A 23,209-nucleotide genomic window follows, 5' to 3' on the forward strand; every position below is an offset into this window, starting at 1 on the left:
TTTCATTACATGAGCTCTGCAGCCACCTTGCCCCGCCTCGTCCGCCACGCACTGCCCGCGCTGCAAACGCACCTGCTGTCGCCGCAATGGCGGGAGCCGCGCATCGGCATCGTTCATCTGGGGATCGGCAACTTCCATCGCGCGCATCAGGCGCTTTATACGGAAGAGGCCATGCTCGCCGCGGGCGGCGACTGGGGCATTTGCGGCGTGACACTACAAGGCGATGTCGGCAAGCGCGACGCGCTGACGGAACAGCAAGGCTTGTATAGCGTGGTCGAGCGCGGGCCGCACGGCGCGAAAGTAACGGTCGTGCGCGCATTGCGCGAGGTGCTGGCCATGCCGCACGATCGCGCCGCCCTGTTCGCGCGCCTCGCGGATCCGCTGGTACGGATCGTCTCGCTGACCGTCACCGAAAAAGGCTACTGCCGCGACCCGAAAACCGGCGAGGTCGCGCTCGACGATTCCGCCGTCGTGCACGATCTGGCTCACCCGCTCACGCCGCGCACGGTGCCGGGCATTCTCGTCGCAGCATTACGCGAGCGGCGCGACGGCGCGAACGGCGAACCGTTCACGGTGCTCTCGTGCGACAACCTCGCCCATAACGGCGCCGCGCTGCGCCAGGTGGTCTGTTCGTTCGCACGGCAAGCCGATCCCGAGTTGGCCGACTGGATCGCCGCCCGGGTTGCGTTTCCATCGACAATGGTCGACCGTATCGTGCCGGCAACCACCGACGCCGAACGGGCCACCGTGGCCGACGCGATCGGTTATCAGGACGCCGCACCGGTACCCTGCGAGCCATTCCGGCAGTGGGTCATTGAAGATCGTTTTCCCGGAGGGCGTCCCGCGTGGGACGCGGTCGGTGCGCAACTCGTCGGCGACGTCACGCCGTTCGAACTGGCGAAGCTGCGCATGTTGAACGGCACGCACTCGACGCTAGCTTATCTGTCGATGCTCGGCGGCTTCGATACGATCGACGCAGCGATCTCCCACCCCGCCATGCGCAATCTTATCCACGCGATGATGACGCAGGAAATCGCGCCGACGCTAACCATGCCCGCATCATTTGACGTGCTCGCCTATCGGGACGCATTGCTCGAGCGTTACGCGAATCCGGCGCTGAAACATCGCTGCGCGCAGATTGCGATGGACGGCAGCCAGAAGATTCCGCCGCGTCTGCTTGCCACGATTGCCGCGCGGATCGACGCAGGCCGATCGTTCACGCGTCTCGCGCTGGCGGTAGCGGCCTGGATGATGTTTTTGCGAGGCCATGCAGACGCCGGCACGCGTTACGAAATCAGCGATCCGTTGGCGAGTAGATTACAGGCGCTCGCGGCATCCGCGCATGGCGAACCGCCGGCGTTGATGGATGCATTGCTGTCTGTGCGCGAGGTGTTTCCTGCGAATCTGGCCAACATTCCTGAATTCAGAAAAACGCTTCGGCACGCCTTGCAGTTGCTTCATGAAAACGGCGCAAGGGGTGCCATTGCCGCGTTGCAATGAATCCGCGCGTTTGGGAAGCGAGTGCGACCAGCACGGCGCCGCCTGAAGCGTCGAGGTGACCCGACACGTCGGCGTTTTTTGCAGGTGCTTTTTATAGGCAATTTTCTAAAAGCACTTCAGGCAGTCGGCTCCGCCTCGCGCCCCTCCGTCGCACCTTCGCTCGCCTGCAACTGCTCCCGCTCCTGTTGTAGCTTCCGTGCCTCGAGGACATCCTGATAGCGCAGATACCCACACCGCCCGCCGGATTTGGCCGCATACATCGCCGCGTCGGCGTTGAGCAGAAGCTCCTCCACCGTGATGCTATCGTCCGGAAACTCGCTGATGCCGATGCTCGCCCCCACTGTCATGCTTTGTCCGTCGATCAGCAGTTCCTCGTTCAACGCGCCCATGATCCGCGAGGCAATCGCCGGCGCCGCCTCCAGGGAACGCGGCCCCTCGATCAACACGATGAACTCATCACCGCCGAGGCGCGCGGCAACATCCGCCGTGCAGAGCACCTGCTTCAGCCGTTGTGCCACCGCGGTAAGCACCTTGTCACCAATCGAATGCCCAAACTGGTCGTTGATCTGCTTGAAGCGGTCGAGGTCGACGAACAGCACAGCGAGCCCTTCCTCGCGCCGCGTCGCGTCCTCAATCGCCGTCGCGAGCTTCTGCATGAACAACATACGGTTCGGCAGACCAGTCAGCCCGTCGTGTGTGGCGAGATGCACTAGCTCGCGTTGCTTGTTATGCAGCACATCCATTTGCGACCTGATTTCCCGGCGCAGACGATCGAAGCAGCGCGCCAGCACGCCGATTTCGTCGGTACGTTTGAGCGGCAGCGTTTCCATCGCGTGCTCGGCGAACAGATGCGTCGCCGCGTGTGCAAGCATGTGCAAAGGCTTGGTCAGTGCGCGGGCAAACAGAATCGCAAGGAACAGCGCCAGCACGCTGAAGATCAATACCATGCGAATGATTCTGTTACCCAACTGGGTAGCGCCGGACAACACATCCTCGAGCGGCTTGGCAAGGCCAAGCACGATAAACCGATTGCCCTCGGACGCGCCGAATGGCCTGCGCACGAAAGCGAGCACCTGACCGGCCGCCTGCCTCGGCCGCACAAGACCATTCAGCAGAACTTCGCTTTCTGACTGGTCGAAGAGCGGCTTGGTGACGGAAAAGCTGTCCTGCATCAGAACGCGACGCCCCCTGTCGAAGCCGAATGTTTTCGAGGCATCCGGATGGACCAGGAAATCGCCCCATTCGTTGGCGAGATAGACCTGATAGTCGCTCGGCAAATCGCTCTGCAAACGTTTAAGCAGACCGGCAAGATCGATGTCGATAATGACGACCCCCACCACGACCCCGCTCGCGTCCGCCACGGGTGTGCCGAGCCGCAACGTAGGCTTGCCCTCGGCGGCATGCGTACCGTACTCGTGATTCACCGAGATCGGTGAGGTGTAAATGCGCCCGGCCGAAAACGCGAGTGTGTCGAACACATACGCGAACTGGCCTTTCTCCTGCAAACTGTCCCCCTCGACCCGCACGAGACCGTCCGCATCACGGTCGAAGCGGATCAGTTCGAGTCCGTAGTGCTTGCGGGTAATCAGGCGGATTTGCAGATACTCGGGGTGATGAACCATGAAGCTGGCATACACCTGTGCCAGCCTTTCGCGCGGCGCATTCGCGCCAACGCCGTTGTCGGTCTGCACGACGTCTGCCGAAGACGGCAGGCTCGCGAGCACCAGCGCGTCGGCGGCGACATCGTCGATCGCAACGGAAAAGCGCTGGCCCAGCAGTTCCGTCGAAGTCAGCAGACTGCGTTCGGCTTCGTTCACCAGCATCGTACGGTTGGCCCGATACGCGTAATAACCGGTCGCGCCGGACGCGAGCACGCCAATGCACGCAAGCAGAATCGATAATTTGAATGTCAGGCCGGGACGTATCATCAGAAGCGCTCCGACCGGTCGCCGGACGCGATTCTCTTCCACAGGTCTTCGCGCCGCTGAATATCTTCCACCGGGCCGATCCAGACGATGTGCGCGTTGTCGCTGTGTTCCGCCGGCGCCGTCAATGTATTCGCAAGCCCCTGGCGTTGCGTCAGCAACGCACTAACGTCCGGCTCAAGCATGTAATTGATCCACGCAAGCGCGAGTGGGCGATCATTTGCGGCACGCGTCATCGACCAGCAGTCCAGCCACGCGAGCACCCCTTCGTCGGGAATCACGTAGCCCACGTCCGCGCCGGCACGACGCAACGATTCAACCTGCTGGGTGCCATAGTTACCGAACATCAAGGCAACTTTGTGCTGGATGAAGAACGCAGTCGCTTCTTCCGGCAAGTTGTAATAGGTCAGCAGGTTGCGGCGCAGGTCGACGAGCTTGTGAGCGATCACGCGCATCTGCACGGCATCGAGCTGGAACGGATTGGGATATCCCAGCGCCAGCGCGGTGAACGAGAAATTATGTTGGGCGCTATTGAAGTCGAGAACCTTGCCGCGATAGCGCGGGTTCCACAATTCGCGCATCGAGCGCGGCGCAACGGCGATCTGCTTGCGGTCATAGATCAGCCCCATCGACGAATACGTGAATGGAATGGCGTACACATTGCCTGCCGAGGTCAGCCCTTCGATCGACGACAGCGCCTGAAACCGCGGCAACTGTTTTTTCGTATTCGGCAAACTGGCCAGATCGAGCGGCGCCAGCAGATTCGCGCGGGTGTAGCGTTCGATTTCGGCCGTATTGGCGGCGAGCACATCGAACGGGGGCATACCCTGCGCATGCATCTGCGCCCATAGCGCCTCGTCCGAATCGACCAGCGTAACTTCGACCTTCGCGTGATAGCGTGTTTCGAAAGTCTTGACGACATCGGCGTCCGCATAACCGGGCCACGCCAGTACACGCAGAACTTTGTCGGCGGCCGCGACGGGTGCCGACGACAAAAGGCTACAGCAGAAAGCGGCGTTTATCAGCAATGTCAAAAAACCGGAAAGGCCGCCGCAGCGCAGTGAATTCGCGCGTGCCGCTACAACTGCAATCCGGCGCCGTAGCGATGGATTGAAACAGCGCATTTCATCTGCCATGGAAATCGTGTGCATATACAACACCGCTTAGCAGAAGGCCTTTACGACGAGCGCAGACAGGCGCGCGGCGTTTAACCGCGGGCGTAGTGCTCGATGACTTTGTTCAGACAGATACCGATACGCGCGCATGCTGCAATGGCGAGCGAGCGAAGCGTTGATAATAGCGCCAAGCAGACCATTTTTGGTTTCAGCCTCGCCTCAGTAGAGAAAAACGAACTATCCGGCGTGATTTAACAAATGTGCTCATCTGCGTTTAACGGTAATTCTTGCGAAACCTTTAACTTACCGTCAGGCAATTGAAACAGGAACGCCTTAATAGGCGGCAATATGCGGTAGTAAATAGTGTTATTTTAAATACCGGTTTTGCAGAACAACGCATTATGCGAAGTATCCGGGCAAGGTCCCACCGTCCCGCCGTCCCGCCGTCCCGCCATTAGCCAACTTCATTATGAGGTCTTTACAGGCCAACCCGCAGCGCACGCAATCAATGCAATACGCATGACGGCGCCGTCGAATCTCGATCAGACTCAGGCTTTAGAAGCTATTCCCTTTCGCCATCCGGTGTTTCACTAGCTACTCAATCTTTTTGAACTGATAAGCTTGGCGCGCGCTACTGGCCGCCCCGGCCGGCAGCTTCAACCCAGGCCCGGTCGTGAGTCGCGCCGGGCATCCCGCAGCGGCACAACCGCGTACGGGAGTATTTGAACTACACCGAGGAGTAAAACAGTGAAAAAACTGCTAGCGGCTTTGACGGTTGCTCTGCTTGCAACCGTCTCGATTGGCGCACACGCTAAAGACTGGTCGACTATCCGTTTTGGCGTTGACGCCAGCTATCCCCCGTTTGAGTCAAAGGGCTCGGACGGCAAGCTCGCGGGCTTCGACATCGACCTCGGCAATGAAATCTGCACGCGCCTGAAGGCCAAATGCGTGTGGGTCGAAAACGACTTCGACGGCATGATTCCGGCCCTGAAGGCGAAGAAGTTCGACGGCGTGCTGTCGTCGATGTCCATGACGCCGCAACGCGCTGAACAGATCGCCTTCTCGTCGAAGCTGTTCAACACGCCGACACGCCTCGTCACGAAGAAGGGTTCGGGCATCATGCCGACCGCCGATTCGCTGAAGGGCAAAGCGGTTGGTGTCGAGCAAGGCACGATCCAGGAAACCTACGCGAAGACTTACTGGGAACCGAAGGGCGCGAAGGTTGTGCCGTATCAGAACCAGGACCAGGTCTACGCAGACTTGCTGTCGGGTCGTCTTGACGCATCGCTGCAGGACGCGGTTGAAGCGGAAATCGGCTTCCTGAAGACGCCGCGCGGCGCGGGCTATGAGTTCGCCGGCAAGGATATCGTCGACGAGAAGATCCTCGGCAACGGCGCGGGCATCGGCATGCGCAAGGAAGACACCGATCTGAAGGCGAAGGTCGACAAGGCGATCGCCGACATCATCAAGGACGGTACGTACAAGAAGCTCGAGAAGAAGTACTTCGACTTCGACGTGTACGGCAGCTAAGCCAGCCACGCGCGTCTGACGGCGCGCTTGCAGCGCTTGCAGAGAACGGGCTCCGCATCATGCGGAGCCCGTTTCGTTTGCGGAACCGCTTTGCCGCGCCGCCCGGACTATGATCGAACCGGACAGGCCTGCCCGCGTGCCGCGCGCCATCCGGATGACGCCGCATAAAACCACGCGTCGCGTCATATCGGCTAAGATCGTGCGATAGAGGCGCCGCGAGCCAGGCCGCCAATGACCGGCAATGAAGTCCCCATTTCCCCTGTAATCAACGACATAGCGTGGCATGCTTCAATTGCCCGCGGATTTGAAAACCATGCAAACCCAAACCCATCCGCTGATTGCCCCAACGCTCAGCACCGCCCGTAATCTGACGAGTTTTCACTATGGTCCTGGCGGCGGGCAGAAGATTTACATCCAGTCGTCGCTGCATGCGGACGAGTTGCCTGGCATGCTGGTCTCGTGGGCATTACGCCGCAAACTCGCCGCGCTGGAATCCGCCGGCAAGATGCGCGGCGAGGTCGTGATCGTGCCGGTGGCCAATCCGATCGGTCTGAATCAACACTTTCTCGGTCATCTGACGGGTCGCTTCGAGACCAACAGCGCGCAGAACTTCAACCGTAATTTCTACGAGCTGTCGGCGCTGATTCAGCCTGGCATCGAAGGGCGTCTGACCGACAACATCGACGCCAATCGCACAGCAATCCGCGCGGCGATGCATGAAGCGCTCGACGCGCAAAAACCGGCAACCGAACTCGAATCACAGCGTCTGGCGCTGCAAAAGCTCTCATATGACGCCGATGTCGTACTCGATCTGCACTGCGACTGGGAAGCCGCAATGCACCTGTACACGAACCCGGACCTGTGGCCGGAAGTCGAGCCGCTCGCCTGCTACCTGGACGCCAAGGCCTCGCTGCTGGCGCTGAATTCGGTGGGTAATCCGTTCGATGAAATTCACAGCTTCTGCTGGTCGGATCTGCGCGGCCGTTACGGCGACCGTTTTCCGATTCCGAATGGCTCGATCTCGGTCACGATCGAACTGCGCGGTCAACGCGAAGTATCGTACGAGTACGCCGATCGCGACGCCCAGGCGATCATCGAGTACCTGACCTCACGTGGCGTGATCGACGGCACGCCGGCGCCGTTGCCGGCGCTCGAATTCGCCGCGACGCCTTTGGCCGGCGCCGAGCCGATTGTCGCGCCGATGAGCGGCGTGCTGGTTTACCGCTGCGAAGTCGGCACCTGGGTCGATGTCGGCCATGAGATCGCCGATATCGTCGATCCGTTGACCGATCGCGTCGTGACGCTGAAAAGCAGCGTGGCCGGCGTGCTGTACGCGCGGCATTTGACACGCTTTGCAACGGCCGGGCTGGAGTTCGCGCGCATTGCCGGCGCGAAGGCATTCAGAAGCGGATCGTTGTTGAGCAATTAAGAAGCAGGAAACCGCGCTTCCCGGTATTGCCCGTGGAAGCCATGTCTGCAAAGCAGATCGCCCGCTATTTCAGCGGGCGATCTGCGTTTACGCGCCTGTTGCGAAAGAACGGATTGCTCAAAGACGGCTGGAAAGCCGCTCATGAAACCGTTCAGAAAGCCGGAATGATCGCGCCTTTGAACTGCGTGTCGATGTACTTGCGCACTTCATCCGACTCATAAGCCGCGACCAGCTTCTTGACCCACGGTTTGTCGCGATCCTGCGCACGGACGGCGATCAGATTCGCGTACGGACCTTTGAGGTCTTCGATCGCGATCGCGTCTTTGGTCGGCTGCAAACCGGCCTTCACTGCGTAGTCCGTGTTGATCGACGCCGCGTCGAGGTCGTCGAGCGAGCGCGGCAATTGCGCGGCGTCGAGTTCGATCAGCTTGATCTTCTTCGGATTGTCGGCGACGTCGAGCGGCGTTGCATTGACACCGTTCGTGCCGACACCCGGCTTCAGCTTGATCACGCCGTACTTCTGCAACAGCAGCAGCGCGCGATTGCCATTCGACGGATCGTTCTGGATGCCGACCTTCGCGCCTTCCGGCAAGTCCTTGAGCGATTTGAGCTTTTTCGAATAGAAGCCCATTGGCGAAACGTAGGTCAGGCCGACGTTAACGATCTTGTAGCCGCGTTGCCTGATCTGGCTATCGAGAAATGGCTGATGCTGGAAACCATTGGCATCGAGGTCGCCGGAGTCGAGTGCCGCGTTCGGCTGCACGTAGTCGTTGAATTCGATGACCTTCACGTTCAGCCCTTTGCGCGCAGCGACCTTGGTCACAACCGACCAGATCTGCGCATCCGGGCCACTCATCGTGCCGATCTTGAGTTGTTTGTCGTCAGCATGCGCAAACGTTGCCGTTAGCGAAACAGCGGCGATAGCGAGCAGATTCTGGATGATTTTCCGGCGTTGCATGCGTGTCCCTCGAACGGTTTTGACTGATAGGCGCGGATCGTCGCATGCGGCCGATACCCCCGAAAACCAATCGTTTTTCACACGCTTATATGCACGATCCAGAAAAAGCTTATGAACCGCGCGCCTTGCTTGATTTCAACTGGCGAAGCTATCTGAGTGTCGCGCCGGCACGACAGATATCAAAAAAAGCCAAGCTGTCACATACCTTACTCTGCGTTCCCTTAAATTTCGGGCCATCGCACGACCTTACCGAAGAGCACGGCGTCGCGATCGCTTAATTTTTAATCGGAGAAAGTCTTGAACAAGAAAGTATTGACCGCCGCTACTCTCGCCGTCTTCGCCAGTGCCGCCCACGCGCAAAGCAGCGTCACGCTGTATGGCCTGATCGATGCCGGTATCAGCTATGTGAACAACTCGAAGACCGCCACGGGCCACGGCAACCTCTTCAAGTACGACGACGGCGTTGCTCAAGGCAGCCGTTGGGGCCTGCGCGGCACCGAAGACCTCGGTGGCGGCCTGAAGGCGCTGTTCGTGTTGGAAAACGGTTTTAACAGCGGCAACGGTACGCTCGGCCAGGGCGGCGCGATGTTCGGCCGTCAAGCGTTTGTCGGTCTGTCGCAGAACGGCGTCGGTTCGCTGACGTTCGGTCGCCAGTACTCGTTTTCGACGGATTACCTGGGTGGCAACTACTCGACGGGTGGCCAAACCGTCGCGGGTAACTACGCTTACCACATCAATGACGTCGACCAGTTGACGTCGAGCCGTATCAACAACGCAATCAAGTTCAGCAGCGCGAATTTCGCGGGCCTGACTTTCGGCGCAATGTACGGTTTCTCGAACCAGGCTGGCGCATTTGCCGGCTCGCCGGCTAGTGGCACGACCGCAGCACCGGTGGCAGGTTCGTCGCGTGCGTACAGTGTCGGCGTGAACTACGCGAACGGCCCGTTCGGCGTCGGCGCAGCGTACACGGACATCCGTTACCCGAGCCAGGCAACCCCGGCGTTCTCGACCAGCATCGCCAACGTCTCGACGGGCAACGTCCGCGATCTGCGCACGTTCGGTGTCGGCGGCCGTTACTCGATCGGCGCAGCCACGCTGTGGGCGTTGTACACGAACACGCGCTTCGAGCCGATCACGGGCGGTTCGACCACGTTCGCTGCATACGAAGCGGGCGCGAAGTACGCGTTCACGCCGGCACTGACGGCAGGCGCGGGCTACACGTACATGCATCTGAGCAATGCGAACCGCGGCCACTGGAACCAGGCCGACCTGAGCGTCGACTACGCGCTGAGCAAGCGTACGGACGTGTATGCACTGGGTATCTACCAGATCGCAGCGGGTCGCAACGGCACGCAGGATCTGCAAGCGCAGATCGGTTCGAGCACGAGCTACTTCAGCACGTCGGGCACGGGCGCGGACAACCAACTGGCATTCCGCGTCGGTATCCGTCACAAGTTCTAAGCGAGTTTTACCTTGGTCGGCGAGGAGCATCAGTTCCTTGCCGTTCCGAGGTTATGGAAAACGCCCTGCGGGGCGTTTTTCTTTTGAACGATCGGTTTTTCAGGCGCCTGCGCTGATCTAAAGATGTCTTGCGACGTGCGGCCACTTCCAGCGCCGGTGCCGCATCTGTTACGCTGCGCCCTTTGCTACCGCTTGCATTGGACTCGATGGAAACCCCTTTCAACGATCGCGGCGTGTCGGTCACGCGCAACGCACTCTCGTCGGCCGGCCAGGTCTTTCCGCTGCGCGACATCGTGGACGTGCAGGTCGTCACCGTACAGAAGAATAAGGTCTTGCCACGTGCAATCTCGCTGCTTGGGCTCGTCGGCGCTATTGTCGGTGGGATATTGCGCTCGCCGGTCGGCATGGTGTGCGGCACGATGCTGGTGGTGGTCGGCTGGCTTACGTGGGCGACTCAGGACGTCACGCATCGTCTGATGGTACAGACCGCGAATGGCCTGCGTGAGGCGCTCATGAGCACCGATCGCGAGTTCGTCGAGCGTGTTGCCGCGGCCGTGCACGAGGCGAAGGCAGCCGCTCCGGCGCCGAAGGCTTGAGCGTTCGCCATCCGTAAAACGCCGGGCATCGCGCGTTAACACAAAATTGATTCGCGACGCGGCAGCTTTTGCGCGTCGTTGAGGCGCGCGCCGCTAGAGTGGTTGGGTATCAACAACGCGCGCCGCCTCGCCGAATCGGCGCAATCATGATGCTCACGTCCGTAGCCACGTCTGAAGTCTCCATCCCGCGCGCGCCGCGCGAATCACGCCTTCCCCGCCGCACGCATATCGTCGTTCCGCTTGTCATCATCGACGTCACGGTGCCCGGCACTTCGTCGGCAAATGGACGGCGCGCGTTGCATACCGCGCTCGGCGACGATCTGCGTCTCTACGTCGTTACCATCGACAAACAACTCGAGCGCGTGACCTTTCGTGTCGAAGTGACCTCGCGCTCGCTCGAGGACGTGATCGGTCTGCTGACAACCGCGCTCGACCGCGCCACGCTCGGTCACGCGCAGGCCACCGTGATCCGTCGCCCGCGCAACTATTGACATAGATCAATGCTTGCACGGGCAACCTGCTAGCCGCCCCCCAAACCTTTACACATCTTTGCAATTGCCCGAGGGTGGCCATGTAGAGTCGCCGCTCCTGTTACCGCGTGTTCCCTCCCGCAGGCCCCCGCAAGCGTCCCGGTTTCCCCGTCCACGCCGTGGCAATCCAGTGAGATTGCTGCCAGTGCCGTCCAGGCTGTCCAACTCGCAGCTCACGATGCATCGCCTTCGCCAGGGATCCGCCTTTTTGTAAAGCGTGATCCTATGTTTCTGTCGTCTCTCGATGCCGCGCGCCGGCATTACGGCCATCATCTTCGTCGTTCAGCGATAGTGGCCCTGGTCGCAACCGGCACGCTCGCCGCGCTGACCGGCTGCTCCACCACCTTCCCTACCCCCACGCCGCCCGCCGCAAACGCCGCGCTGATCAATGGCGGCAATGACGGCCTGCTGATCCCCCTGCACGTGGAACGGGCCGACGAAGATCATGCACGCCTCGGCCTGCCGGTCCAGCTCGACGGTAAGTCGGTGTACATGGCGCTCGACACGGGGACGCAAGGCGCGCGGGTATTGAAGTCGGTGCTGCCGGGTTCGAACTATGCAAGCGCCGGCGGCGTGACGTCGCTGTCATTCGCGAACGGCGTGGAGATTCTCGGCGCAGGCGTCAAGGTGCCGTTCAGCCTCGCCGGCACCACGCCAACGCCGATCGCCGCGCAAGCGGTAGACGTCGTGCGCTGCCTGCCGAACGCGCGGAAGTGTGTCGGGATGGACGGCTACACCGGCGAATTCGGCTGGGCGTTTTCCGGCATCGTCGGCGTCGGCGCCGCGCAGCCGGACGACAACAGCTACACGCAACCGCTGCGCGCGCTCCCCGGCAACATCGGCCAACGCTATCTGGTGCATGCGAACTTCGCGAAACCGTACATGGTGTTGAGCCCTTCGAGCGCCATCACGAAGGACTACACGATGGTGCCGATGACGGTGTCGAAAGACGGCACGGCACAATGGCCGCGTGGCTGCGTGAATGTGGGCGGCAAGATGACCTTCTGCGCACCGCTGGTGTTCGCAACCGGCAGCACCGGCATGATCCGCATCGAAATGGACACAGCGCCCAACTGGACCGGTGATGGCGATATCGGTAACGTGCTCGAGCAGGGCAACTATGAAACGGCAATCGGCACCGGTCCGTGGGTGCACCGTTACGAGAAGGCGCAAGTCACGATTGTCAAGGCGAAGCCAAACGCTAACCGCATCGTGGTCGGTTTGATGGCCATGCAGAATATCGACGTGCTATTCGATTTCCCGCGTGCGCAATTTGGTTTGCATGCAGCGAACGAGAGCGAACGATTCGCTCCATGATACTCATCGATCGATAAAAAAGGCCGTGCGGATTGTTTCGCACGGCCTTTTTCATTTGAGTTGGCGCCTTAAAAAATACCAACGCAAACACGCCCGCATCACTCCATACTGAGTGGATTCACGTGCCAGATATTGCGTGCATATTCACCAATCGTACGGTCCGACGAAAACTGCCCCATGCCCGCGACATTTTCGATCGCACTCTCGGCCCACGCGCGCTTGTCGACGAAACGCGCATCCACCTCGTCCTGCGCTTTCGAAAACGCGGCGAAATCGGCGAGCACCATGTAGTGATCACCCCAATCCACCAGCGTGTGGAAGATGTCTGAAAAGCGCCGCGAATCGTCCGGCGAGAAGTAGCCGGAGCGAATCTGGTCAAGCGCCATACGCAGTTCCGGATTCTCTTCGTAAACTTGCCGCGGCCGGTAGCCGGTGGCACGCAGGCTGTCCACTTCGTCAGCAGTGTGCCCGAAGATGAAGATGTTCTCGCGCCCCACTGCGTCGCAGATCTCGATATTGGCGCCGTCCATCGTGCCGATCGTCAACGCACCGTTCAGCGCGAGTTTCATGTTGCCGGTGCCTGATGCTTCGGTGCCGGCCATCGAAATCTGCTCGGACAGATCGGCCGCCGGAATGATCAACTCGGCCACACTCACGCCGTAGTTCGGTACGAACACGACCTTGAGGCGATCACCGATCAACGGATCGTGATTCACCTTTTCGCTGACGTCGCCGATCAGCTTGATGATCGTCTTCGCCATGCGATACGCAGACGCGGCCTTGCCGGCGAACATCACCACGCGCGGCACCCAATCGCGCTCCGGATTCGCGCGAATCTGGTTGTACCGCACGATCACATGCAGCACGTTCAGCAATTGCCGCTTATATTCGTGAATGCGCTTCACCTGAAGGTCGAACAACGCATCGGGATCGAAATGCAGTTTGGTGTGATGCGCGAGCCGCTGCACGAGCCGCAGTTTGTTCTGTCGCTTCGCTTCACGAAAGGCGTCGATGAACGCACTGTCGTTGCGCAGCGGGCGCAGTTGTTCCAGCTCGAACAGATTGCTGCGCCAATGCTTGCCGATCTGCTGATCGATCAGCGACGACAGCGACGGACTCGCCTGCGCCAGCCAGCGCCGTGGCGTGATGCCGTTGGTGACATTGGTGAAGCGGTCCGGATAGATGCGCGCGAAGTCGGCGAAGATATCCCGCGTCATCAGTTGCGAGTGCAGCTTCGACACGCCATTCACCTTGTGACTCGCGACAATCGCCAGATACGCCATCCTCACACGCCGCTGGCCATATTCGTCGACCAGCGAAATACGGCGGATCATCTCGCCGTCATGCCCGGATTGTTCGCTGACATGCTTGAGAAAGCCTGCATTGATCTCGAAGATAATCTCCAGATGTCGCGGCAAAAGGCGCGCGAGCATCTCGACGTCCCATGTTTCGAGCGCCTCGGGCATCAAGGTGTGGTTCGTGTACGAGAAGATCTTCGTGACGTGCTGCCATGCCTTGTCCCACGGCTGATGATGAACATCCACCAGCAAACGCATCAGCTCCGGAATCGCCAGCACCGGGTGCGTATCGTTCAGATGCACCGCCACCTTTTCGGAAAAACGCCCGAACGTGCTGTGCGTGCGCTGATAGCGGCGAATCAGATCCTGCATCGTCGCTGAAACAAAGAAGTACTCCTGACGCAGCCGCAATTCGCGGCCGGCCGGCGTCGAATCGTCCGGATAGAGCAAGCGCGACACGTTCTCAGACATGTTCTTGGTGTCGACCGCGTTGCGATAGTCGCCGCGGTTAAACGCGCCGAGGTCGAGTTCTTCGCTCGCACGCGCGGACCACAGTCGCAGCGTGTTCGTCGCGCTGGTCGCGTAGCCCGGAATCACCGTGTCGTAGGCCATGGCGTTCACGTGCTCGGTGTCGATCCACTCGACGTGCTCACCACGCTGCACGGTGCGGCCGCCGAAATGCACCATGTACTTGATCTCGGGCCGCGGAAACTCCCACGGATTGCCCGCGCGCAGCCAGTAGTCCGGCGCTTCGACCTGCTCGCCGTCGACGATCTCCTGACGGAACATGCCGTATTCATAGCGGATACCGTAGCCGAAGCCCGGAATGCCGAGCGTCGCCATCGAATCGAGAAAACAGGCGGCAAGCCGCCCGAGACCGCCATTGCCGAGCGCCGCGTCCGGCTCGATATTGACCAGCATCTCCATATCGACGCCGAGACCCGCGAGCGCTTCCTTCATCTGATCGTGAATGCCGAGCGCGAGCAACGCGTTCGTAAACGTGCGGCCGATCAGGAATTCCATCGACAGGTAGTAGACGCGTTTGACGTCCTGTTCGTACTGCAGGCGCGTGGTCTTCATCCAGCGCGCGACCAGCCGGTCGCGCACGGCGAGCGCCGCCGCGTGCAGCCAGTCATGCGGGTGAGCGGTGACGGCGTCCTTGCCGACGCCGTACATCATGCGATTGGAAATTGAGCGCCGTAGCGCGTCGACGGTACTGTTGAGCTGGTCGAATTCCAGATCGACGGCTGTCATCGAAGCCTCCGGGAAAAAACGACGCGACATACGCGAACCGCATAGATGACGGACGGGAGGCGCGTGTCGGTCAGGCGGGTTAACGAACAGAGTACGACATTTTACGGCCCACGGACACCGGCGAGCGCGAGCGGGTGCTCACGCACATGCCATGCCTGTCGACACGCCGCACTTCACGGGTTTTGCGCACGTACGCGGTGCAGGCAGCCTGTGCGCGGCACTGCGCACGTGCATCGGCCCACAAAACAGGCAAACAATGGCGCACGACGAAAGGCGCTTCCATAGGAGAGACAGCACGATTATTTTTTCGACATGTGACCGGCCGATGAATACATTGACCGGTTCGATACGTGGTCAAATCGGGCGCCTCGTCTGTTGAACCGTTGTGCTGAAGTGGCGTATGACAACCCGGACGGCGCGGGTTCGAAGGTGCCGCGCGGAATTGACCGTTAGTTGCGTTATTAGCGGCCGATTAAGCGCTCCGCCCCGCCGGCCTCCCAGCACGATTTCCATGTCTCTGTAACAATTGCACCATTCCCCGCGCGAGCCGCCCTGACTGCTGGACTCAGGCCACGTGCGCTTCACTCCACGCAACCCTGCCGCTGGCGCGCCGCGCTGTCCCTCCGACATGCCCGGCGCTTCGGCATGCATAACCCGACGAGCCACGCCTTGTCCGACAAACCCAGCGCCACCGCCGCTCAGACCTTTCCAGCGGACGGCCCGATGTCCGCCGCCAACCGCCGCGCGATGGCGGCGATCATGCTCGCGGTCGCGCTCGCCACACTCGATACCGCGATCGCCAACACCGCCCTGCCCGCCATCGCCGCGGATCTGCATGCGGCGCCTGCGGCGTCGGTGTGGATCATCAACGCCTACCAGCTCGCAATGGTCGCGACACTGCTGCCGCTTGCCGCGCTCGGCGACATCGTCGGGCATCGCAAGATTTATATCGGTGGAATTGCGCTTTTCACGCTGGCGTCGCTGGCGTGTTCGCTCGCATCGACGCTGCCGATGCTGGCCGCCGCACGCGTGCTGCAAGGTCTCGGCGCGAGCGCGATCATGAGCGTCAACACGGCGCTGATCCGCTATCTGTATCCGCCGCATCGGCTCGGACGAGGCCTGGGCACCAATGCGCTGATCGTCGGCGTGTCGTTCGCGGTCGGGCCGACGGTGGCGTCGCTGATTCTGTCCGTTGCCGCATGGCCGTGGCTGTTCGCGGTCAACGTGCCACTCGGTCTGCTGGCGCTAGGCTTCGCGTGGCCCGCGCTGCCGCACACCGAGCGCGGCACACACAATTTCGACCCGATTGCCGCGCTCCTCAACGTGGTCACCTTCGCCGCGCTGATCTTCGCGCTCGGCGAGGCCGCCCAGCGCGCGCCGACGCAACTGGTGCTGAGCGCGGCCGCGATCGCCGTGGTGTTCGGCGTATTGCTGATTCGCCGTGAAGCCGGTCATCCCGCGCCGATGCTGCCCGTCGATCTGTTCAAGCGGCCGGTGTTTGCGTTGTCGGCGGTGACCGCGGTGTGCTCGTTCGCCGCGCAAGGGCTGGCGTTCGTGTCGCTGCCGTTCTACTTCGAGGATGTGCTGCATCGCAGCCAGGTTGAGACCGGCTTTCTGATGACACCGTGGCCGGTGGTGGTCGCGTTGGCCGCACCGCTGGCAGGCAGCCTGTCCGACCGTTATCCGCCGGGCTTGCTCGGCGCGATCGGCCTTGCGGTGATGTCGGCGGGAATGGCGTCGCTGGCCTTGCTGCCGGCGCATCCGCACGTGCTCGACATCGGCATCCGCATGGCGATTTGCGGCGCGGGCTTCGGCTTCTTCCAGTCGCCCAACCTGAAAGCATTGATGGCGAGCGCGCCGCCCGAGCGCAGCGGCGGCGCCAGCGGCATCGTCGCGACTGCCCGGCTGCTCGGGCAGACCACCGGCGCTGCGCTTGTCGCGCTGAGCTTCGGTATCGCCGGCCGGCATGGCCCGACACTCGCGCTCAGTGCCGGCGCTTTCTTCGCCGGCGCGGCGAGCCTCGCGAGCGGACTGCGACTGTTCGCGCCGTCGCATCGCGCGGGTGGGCACGCAAAAGCGGCAGCGAAATAAACAAAGCGGGCGCACTGCTGTGGCAGTGCGCCCGCGTTTCCTTCCCGGCATTCCGATCTTAGCCCTTCAATCTCGGGCCCCATCAATCTCGGTCCTTCAATCCCAGCCTTTCAACTCGACTGTTCAATCCGGGGTTCCCAACACCGCTGTTCCGATCAATCAACGCGCGGCGAAATACCCCTTCACTGCGGCGATAAACGTATCGATATCCGCACGCGACACATCTTTATGCGTAACGAATCGCGACGCGTACAGCATCTGCGTAAGGATGCCGCGCTCCTTGAGCCACGCTTCGAGCGGCACGCAATCCTGCTGGGGAAACTGCGCGAACACCATGTTGGTCGCGATTGACTGCACCTTGACGTGGTCGATCGATTCGAGACCGGTGGCCAGATGCGCGGCGTTCGCGTGATCGTCGGCGAGACGTTCGACGTTGTGATCCAGCGCGTACAGGCAAGCCGCCGCCAGCACGCCGGCCTGGCGCATGCCGCCGCCCAGCACCTTGCGCCAGCGATGGGCCACCTCGATCAACGCCTGGCTGCCGACCAATACCGAGCCGACCGGCGCGCCCAGCCCCTTCGAAAAACAGATCGAGACCGAATCGAACGGTTCGCACAGCGCCGCAACCGGTTTGCCCGATGCGACTGCCGCGTTGTAAACCCGTGCGCCGTCGAGGTGAGCCGACAATCCGCGCTGACGCGCCAACTGCACCGCCTCGGCGACGTAACCCGCCGGCAGCACCTTGCCGCCGATGGTGTTTTCCAGCGCCAGCAGCCGCGTGCGCGCGAAGTGATTGTCGATCGGCTTGATCGCGGCGGCGATCTTCTCGAGCGGAATCGAACCGTCGGCGGCATTCTCGAGCGGTTGCGGCTGGATGCTGCCGAGTACCGCCGCGCCGCCGCCTTCGTACTTATAGGTGTGCGCCAACTGGCCAACGATGTATTCGTCGCCGCGCGCGCAATGCGCCATCAACGCCGCCAGGTTGCTTTGCGTGCCGCTCGGGAAAAACAGGCCCGCTTCCTTGCCGGCGCGCTCCGCGACCGTCGCCTGCAGACGCAGCACGGTTGGGTCGTCGCCCCAGACGTCGTCGCCCACTTCGGCGGCCGACATTGCCGCGAGCATGGCCGCGGTCGGACGGGTTACGGTGTCGCTGCGCAAATCGATCATGATGAAAGCCTTGTATGTCTCTGTTTGTCTACGCTACGTGTGGGATTCATGCCGCCCGGCTCACCCGCCTGACTTCGGCAGCCACGCAAGCGGATCGACCGGCTGGCCGTTCTGGCGAACTTCGAACTGGATCGACGCCACGCCCCGGCCATCCACGCCGACTTCGCCGATCGTTTGCCCTTGCGCGACAGCATCGCCTTCCTTGACCAGCAGCGTGCTGTTCTGCCCGTAGGCGGTAATCAGCGAGTCGTCGTGCTTGATGATGATAAGCGGACCGTACGCCTCGATACCCGTGCCCGCGTAAACCACCCGGCCGGTCGCGGCGGCCTTGACCGGATCGCCCGGGTGACCACCGATCACGATGCCGTTCGACTTGCCCGGCACAAAGGTTTTCAGCACGGGACCACGCAACGGCCATAGCAGCACGCCTTGCTGTGCAACACCAGCGGCGCCGGGCACGCCAGGCGTCGTGGCCGAACCATTCTGACCGGCAACATTAACCGGCGGTGTCACCACACTACCCGACGCCATTGGCGGCGCCACCCGCAGAACCTGCCCCGGATTGACCGCGGAATTCGACGCGAGGCCGTTCCATGCGGCAATCTCCTGCGGCCTACGGCCGTACGCCGACGCGATGGCCGCCAGCGTGTCACCCGGATTGGCGCGGTAGTAACCGGCCGGCACAGGGACCGTGCCAAGGGTGGTCGGATGGGATGGCGCGCTGCTGTAGAACGGCGTGCTGTCCCACGGCATCGACGTACAGCCGCTGATCATCACGCCGAATGTGGCTGCGATCAGCAACCGGGTCGCCGTGAATTGCCATTGTCTTGTCATGTGATTTTCCTCGACATTTGATTCAATCGGATTCAACCAGCCCGAAACATTTGCCGTGCCGCTCGCCGCGGCGCCTGTCCATTATGCCGCCGTGTGCATCGGCGATGGCTTTGACACAGCATCGGCGCTGGGAATCGTCAGACACTGCCCTCAGCCTCGACCACCAGAATGCGCGCCACACCAACTGGATGCGCGACATGCTCAGTGCCCACCGACGCGTAGAACACATCGCCCGTTTCCAGAATGGCCGACTGTTCCACGCCGCCTTCGCGATAGCGCATCTCCACGCGACCGTCGAGCACGGCGAATACTTCCTCGCCGTCGTTGACATGCCATTTGTACGGCTGATCGGTCCAATGCAGGCGCGTCGTGATGCCGCGCATGTTGGCGATATCAAGCGCGCCCCATGGACGCGTCGCGGTGAAGTTTTTGCTGCGAATGATCTTCATGGTGAATAGCAGGTTGAGAAGCAGACGCTGCCGGCGCGTTATCCGTGCCGCATACCGAACCATCCGGCCCGGCAGGATCACGCGTTTCGACTGGCCCTATTATAGGTGTTGCGGCAGGCACGACCGCTGGCACGAGATCGCTCGAGCACATTCGTGTGATTATTGAATCCTTTCAACCCTCGCCTATACTCAGTCATGCTGCCGGAACGCACCGTACGCAAAACGCCTGGATCCTGCGAGGAGTTGGGGATGAACAAAGCCACGTTTCTGGCCGTGCAACTCAACGTCGACGATATTGCGGCGTCGCCCGGTCTGGTCGAGTTGCTGAACACGCACCTGGTTTTCGCGGCAGACGTTGCCGAAGCCGCCGACGCGCTGGTCCAGCTTGCCAGCATCGCGGGCTTGGCGAGTGGCGTTGAAGCCAGCGTCGAGATTCCGGCTCTGGCGATCGAACGGCTGCGTGAGGCGCTCGACAATCTCAGCGGTTACGACGAATCCTGGTTGCTTGCCCTGGAACCCAGCCGCGCGTTGTTCGATGAAATAGGCCGCCGGCACCGCACCCTGCATTAAAGCCGCGCTCGCGCAAACGCATCCGCATTGCTGCGCACCCTCGGCGTTCACCGACAAGCGCCGCCGGTCCGCCACTTTTCGCTCACCGCTCGAACCGCCAGATTGTCCGGCATGCTTGACCGTCGGCGCCGTCTGAAGGTTTCGGGCGAGTCAACCGGAGGAACCGCCGTGAAAAGTCTCCTGAACCGCCGCAGCGTACTGGCAGGCCCATCGCATCTCGTGCAGGTCGCGCGAGAGAACGCCGCCGATCCCGTCTCGCTCGACGACAGGGAGGACGCGGCGCTGGCCGCGGCGGCCGGCGTGACACCCGCTGCCGCTGCTGCGCCCCTCCCGGCCGCTGAGCCGGCGCGGCCGGTGACGACATTACGGCCTGTGCCTGTGGTGCCCTCCCAGGTCAGCGCACGCGGCGTGCAGATGGCCGACACCGCCGAAATCGAATGGCTCGCCGAAGAAGAAGCGCTGACGCCGTTCCGCGTGTTCCGCAGCTTCGCTTATTCCGTGAGCCTGCTTTTTCACGCGAAGGAGCTAACCTACTACGTCGCGCTGTATCAGGACGGCTCGCTGTGGCGCGCGCTCAAAGCCGCCGACCTCGAAGCCGCCGAAGCAGCCTTCCATCACTTCGAGGAACAGGCGACACGGCTCTCGGACGGCGAAACGCGCCGCGCGCAACTTGAGGCGCAAAACGAGCAGCTTGCGCGCATGATCGCGCGCTCCGAGGCGCAGGCCGAGCGACTGCGCACGGATCTGCAACGGCGCGGCGCGCAGGAACAGACGGTGTCGAACCGTCAGCATCAGTTGCATAAGGAGGTGTCGCAACTGGAAGCGCAACGCGTGGCCGCGCAGGCGCATCTGAACAAGGCGCATCGGCAGATTCATCAGCTCAATCTAACTAGCAACGAAGGAATTCCGCATTTGCCGAATCGTTGAGTCGCAGCCTGAAATCAAACTGACGGCTGACCCGCGCCGTAAACGACAAACGCCGCCCGGCAATCCGGTCGGCGTTTTTTTATTACCCGCTACCTGTCAGCCAGGCGGCGTTTGCATCAGCTTCGGCGCAGATTAGTTGCCGAAGTAAACCGAGTTACGGTCGTTGCCGCTCACCGGACGGCCGGCTTGCGAGGTGCCGGCGATCGGCGAACCGTAGCCGCTGTTCACAGCTTGAGCAGTGCCGTTCTGCGCATCGACGCGTGCTTGTGCGGCCTGAATGTTAGCCGGATAGTCGATTTGATCGCCGATCGGGTTGTAGCCGGCCTTTTCGAGTTGCACGAGTTGAGCGCGGACTTCAGCGCGCGTAACCGGCTGGTTCGACTGGGCAAACGAAGCAACAGGAGCGACCAGAGCGGCGGCGACGACAACTGCAGAGATAAGAGTCTTCATGATGTAAACCTCCAGAACTTGTTTTGATTCGCCTTGGGCTCGTTGTCCCGTAGCGCTTAAGTACAAGTTTAGGAGCGACGACACCTAGGGGAAACCCCTAAAACGACGAAACTCTATTTCGATTTTCGCAACAGTAGGCGGCTTGGCGCCCCGCCATGCTATTTGCCTAATAGCTTTGAGCAATAATTGTCTGTCTCGATTTCAATCGGACCTGCAGCCCGGCGCACCTTATGGCAAGCGCGCGCCAGGCTACGGTTCAAACGCTTAGCTCCAGTTCGCGTGGAAGCTGCCCGGCTTGTCGATACGTTCGAACGTATGCGCACCGAAGAAATCGCGCTGTGCCTGCACCAGATTCGCCGGCAGGCGTTCCGAACGATAAGCGTCGAAATACGCCACTGCCGACGCGAATGCCGGCACCGGTACGCCTGCATTGATGGCGGCAATCACCACCTCGCGCAACGCCGACTGATAGTTCTTCGCGATGTCGCGGAAGTACGGATCGAGCAGCAGATTGGCGATCCCCTTGTCTTTCGTATAGGCGTCCGTGATCTTCTGCAGGAAGCGGGCGCGGATGATACAGCCGGCGCGGAAAATCTTCGCGATCGTGCCGTAGTCCAGATCCCACTTGTATTCTTCCGACGCCGCTCGCAGTTGCGCGAAGCCTTGCGCGTACGAAATCACCTTGCTGAAGTACAGGGCACGGCGCACCGACTCGATGAACGCGTCGCGCTCGGCGCCGAGCGGTTTGGCCGCCGGCCCTTCCAGCACCTTGCTTGCGGCCACGCGCTGCGTCTTCAGCGAAGACAGCACGCGTGCGAACACGGCTTCCGTAATCAGCGGCAGCGGCGCGCCGAGGTCGAGCGCGTTCTGGCTGGTCCACTTGCCCGTGCCCTTCTGCGCCGCGCGATCGAGGATCACGTCGACCAGGTCCTTGCCGGTTTCCTCGTCTTTCTTGCCGAAAATCTTCGAAGTGATTTCGATCAGATAGCTGTCGAGTTCGCCCTGATTCCACTCGGTATAGACCTTGCCCAACTCTTCGTTCGACAGACCGACAACCTGCTTGAGCACCGCGTAGCTCTCGGCGATCAACTGCATATCGCCGTATTCAATGCCGTTGTGCACCATCTTCACGAAGTGGCCCGCGCCGTCCGGCCCCATGTACGCAACGCACGGTTCGCCGTCCGGCGCCTTGGCGGCGATTTCGGTAAGGATCGGCGCGACCAGGTCATAGGCGTCGCGCTGGCCGCCCGGCATGATCGACGGGCCTTTCAGTGCGCCTTCTTCGCCGCCCGACACGCCCGTGCCGATGAAATGCAGGCCGGCTTTTGCCAGTTCCTGATTGCGGCGGATGGTGTCGGTGAAATGCGTATTGCCGCCGTCGATCAGGATGTCGCCCTTGTCCAGCAGCGGCTTGAGCGAAGCGATAGTGGCGTCGGTCGGCTCGCCTGCCTTGACCATCAGTAGAATGCGGCGCGGTTTTTCCAGCGACTCCACGAACTCTTCCAGCGTGAAGGCCGGCACCAGTTTCTTGTCCGGATATTCGGCGATAAGTTCGTCTGTTTTCTCGCGGCTACGGTTGAATACCGACACCGCGTGGCCGCGGCTTTCGATGTTGAGCGCCAGATTGCGGCCCATGACCGCCAGCCCCACCACGCCGATTGCCTGTTTGCCCATGTGAATTCTCCAGAGTCCAAAAAATGTCGAGACGCCGCGCCGGAAGAAACGTCGGCGGGACGTCGAGGGTGAAAGGATAAAAGAAATGCCGGCTTGGCGCTCGTTGGCGGGCAAGGAGCGGGACTTTCCGCCGC

The 23,209-nt window shown here is 61.5% G+C and carries 20 protein-coding genes; 11 read left to right on the forward strand and 9 right to left on the reverse strand.

Annotation, left to right across the window (positions count from 1 at the left end):
* The first annotated feature begins 9 nt into the window (after positions 1-9).
* Positions 10-1,500 (forward strand): mannitol dehydrogenase family protein, encoded by a 1,491-nt coding sequence (locus ACUN0E_RS18475; protein WP_445567548.1) that lies wholly within the window; start codon positions 10-12, stop codon positions 1,498-1,500.
* Positions 1,501-1,616: 116 nt separating this feature from the next.
* Here ACUN0E_RS18475 and ACUN0E_RS18480 read toward each other — a convergent pair whose 3' ends face one another.
* Together ACUN0E_RS18480 and ACUN0E_RS18485 are read right to left on the reverse strand one after the other, a co-directional pair.
* Positions 1,617-3,428, reverse strand: a complete 1,812-nt coding sequence (locus ACUN0E_RS18480; protein ID WP_445567549.1) for a diguanylate cyclase domain-containing protein — start codon at positions 3,426-3,428, stop codon at positions 1,617-1,619.
* Complete coding sequence (locus ACUN0E_RS18485; protein ID WP_445567550.1) at positions 3,428-4,576, reverse strand: ABC transporter substrate-binding protein; 1,149 nt, start codon at positions 4,574-4,576, stop codon at positions 3,428-3,430. The genes ACUN0E_RS18480 and ACUN0E_RS18485 overlap by 1 nt, the downstream gene beginning before the upstream one ends.
* A 711-nt stretch (positions 4,577-5,287) precedes the next feature.
* Here ACUN0E_RS18485 and ACUN0E_RS18490 point away from each other — a divergent pair.
* Both ACUN0E_RS18490 and ACUN0E_RS18495 read left to right on the forward strand, forming a co-directional pair.
* Entirely contained in the window at positions 5,288-6,070 is a 783-nt protein-coding gene (locus ACUN0E_RS18490; protein ID WP_408334993.1) for an ABC transporter substrate-binding protein, read from the forward strand.
* Positions 6,071-6,383: 313 nt separating this feature from the next.
* Positions 6,384-7,499, forward strand: a complete 1,116-nt coding sequence (locus ACUN0E_RS18495) for a succinylglutamate desuccinylase/aspartoacylase family protein (protein ID WP_408238047.1) — start codon at positions 6,384-6,386, stop codon at positions 7,497-7,499.
* A gap of 151 nt (positions 7,500-7,650) precedes the next feature.
* Here ACUN0E_RS18495 and ACUN0E_RS18500 read toward each other — a convergent pair whose 3' ends face one another.
* On the reverse strand, positions 7,651-8,457 hold the full coding sequence (locus ACUN0E_RS18500) for a MetQ/NlpA family ABC transporter substrate-binding protein (protein WP_445567551.1): 807 nt from the start codon (positions 8,455-8,457) through the stop codon (positions 7,651-7,653).
* Between the two features lie 44 nt (positions 8,458-8,501).
* Here ACUN0E_RS18500 and ACUN0E_RS18505 point away from each other — a divergent pair, with 44 nt between their 5' ends.
* From ACUN0E_RS18505 to ACUN0E_RS18525, 5 genes are all read left to right on the forward strand, one after another.
* Positions 8,502-8,735 (forward strand): hypothetical protein, encoded by a 234-nt coding sequence (locus tag ACUN0E_RS18505; protein ID WP_408387814.1) that lies wholly within the window; start codon positions 8,502-8,504, stop codon positions 8,733-8,735.
* 19 nt (positions 8,736-8,754) lie between these two features.
* Positions 8,755-9,918, forward strand: coding sequence for a porin (locus ACUN0E_RS18510; RefSeq protein ID WP_445567552.1), 1,164 nt, complete (start codon positions 8,755-8,757; stop codon positions 9,916-9,918).
* Between the two features lie 206 nt (positions 9,919-10,124).
* Positions 10,125-10,514, forward strand: coding sequence for a DUF6232 family protein (locus ACUN0E_RS18515; protein WP_408212036.1), 390 nt, complete (start codon positions 10,125-10,127; stop codon positions 10,512-10,514).
* A gap of 146 nt (positions 10,515-10,660) precedes the next feature.
* Positions 10,661-11,005 carry a hypothetical protein gene (locus ACUN0E_RS18520; RefSeq protein ID WP_408238059.1) on the forward strand — a complete coding sequence of 115 codons (345 nt, stop codon included), beginning with the start codon at positions 10,661-10,663 and terminating at the stop codon, positions 11,003-11,005.
* 264 nt (positions 11,006-11,269) lie between these two features.
* Positions 11,270-12,361: a hypothetical protein gene (locus tag ACUN0E_RS18525; protein ID WP_445567553.1), complete on the forward strand. Its 1,092-nt coding sequence runs from the start codon at positions 11,270-11,272 to the stop codon at positions 12,359-12,361.
* A gap of 98 nt (positions 12,362-12,459) precedes the next feature.
* Here ACUN0E_RS18525 and ACUN0E_RS18530 read toward each other — a convergent pair whose 3' ends face one another.
* Complete coding sequence (locus tag ACUN0E_RS18530; RefSeq protein WP_445567554.1) at positions 12,460-14,913, reverse strand: glycogen/starch/alpha-glucan phosphorylase; 2,454 nt, start codon at positions 14,911-14,913, stop codon at positions 12,460-12,462.
* Between the two features lie 723 nt (positions 14,914-15,636).
* Here ACUN0E_RS18530 and ACUN0E_RS18535 point away from each other — a divergent pair.
* A complete protein-coding gene (locus ACUN0E_RS18535) occupies positions 15,637-17,004 on the forward strand; it encodes an MFS transporter (RefSeq protein ID WP_408238077.1) in 1,368 nt (455 codons plus the stop codon).
* A gap of 159 nt (positions 17,005-17,163) precedes the next feature.
* On the opposite strand, the gene ltaE is transcribed toward ACUN0E_RS18535, so the two are convergent.
* The 3 genes from ltaE to ACUN0E_RS18550 form a co-directional block, all read right to left on the reverse strand.
* Positions 17,164-18,171 carry a low-specificity L-threonine aldolase gene (ltaE, locus tag ACUN0E_RS18540; protein WP_445567555.1) on the reverse strand — a complete coding sequence of 336 codons (1,008 nt, stop codon included), beginning with the start codon at positions 18,169-18,171 and terminating at the stop codon, positions 17,164-17,166.
* 60 nt (positions 18,172-18,231) lie between these two features.
* Positions 18,232-19,005 (reverse strand): peptidoglycan DD-metalloendopeptidase family protein, encoded by a 774-nt coding sequence (locus ACUN0E_RS18545; protein WP_445567556.1) that lies wholly within the window; start codon positions 19,003-19,005, stop codon positions 18,232-18,234.
* Between the two features lie 137 nt (positions 19,006-19,142).
* Entirely contained in the window at positions 19,143-19,454 is a 312-nt protein-coding gene (locus tag ACUN0E_RS18550) for a cupin domain-containing protein (RefSeq protein ID WP_166678996.1), read from the reverse strand.
* 249 nt (positions 19,455-19,703) lie between these two features.
* On the opposite strand from ACUN0E_RS18550, the gene ACUN0E_RS18555 reads away from it, so the two are divergent.
* On the forward strand, positions 19,704-20,024 hold the full coding sequence (locus tag ACUN0E_RS18555; RefSeq protein WP_408240431.1) for a hypothetical protein: 321 nt from the start codon (positions 19,704-19,706) through the stop codon (positions 20,022-20,024).
* A gap of 168 nt (positions 20,025-20,192) precedes the next feature.
* Positions 20,193-20,951 carry a DUF2968 domain-containing protein gene (locus ACUN0E_RS18560; protein ID WP_445567557.1) on the forward strand — a complete coding sequence of 253 codons (759 nt, stop codon included), beginning with the start codon at positions 20,193-20,195 and terminating at the stop codon, positions 20,949-20,951.
* Between the two features lie 132 nt (positions 20,952-21,083).
* Here the strand turns inward: ACUN0E_RS18560 and ACUN0E_RS18565 are convergent, their stop codons facing one another.
* Both ACUN0E_RS18565 and gndA read right to left on the reverse strand, forming a co-directional pair.
* Positions 21,084-21,401, reverse strand: a complete 318-nt coding sequence (locus ACUN0E_RS18565; protein WP_408240436.1) for a DUF4148 domain-containing protein — start codon at positions 21,399-21,401, stop codon at positions 21,084-21,086.
* A gap of 264 nt (positions 21,402-21,665) precedes the next feature.
* A complete protein-coding gene (gene gndA / locus ACUN0E_RS18570; protein WP_408240439.1) occupies positions 21,666-23,075 on the reverse strand; it encodes an NADP-dependent phosphogluconate dehydrogenase in 1,410 nt (469 codons plus the stop codon).
* Positions 23,076-23,209 lie beyond the last annotated feature (134 nt).

Source organism: Paraburkholderia sp. D1E (genome assembly GCF_052682275.1).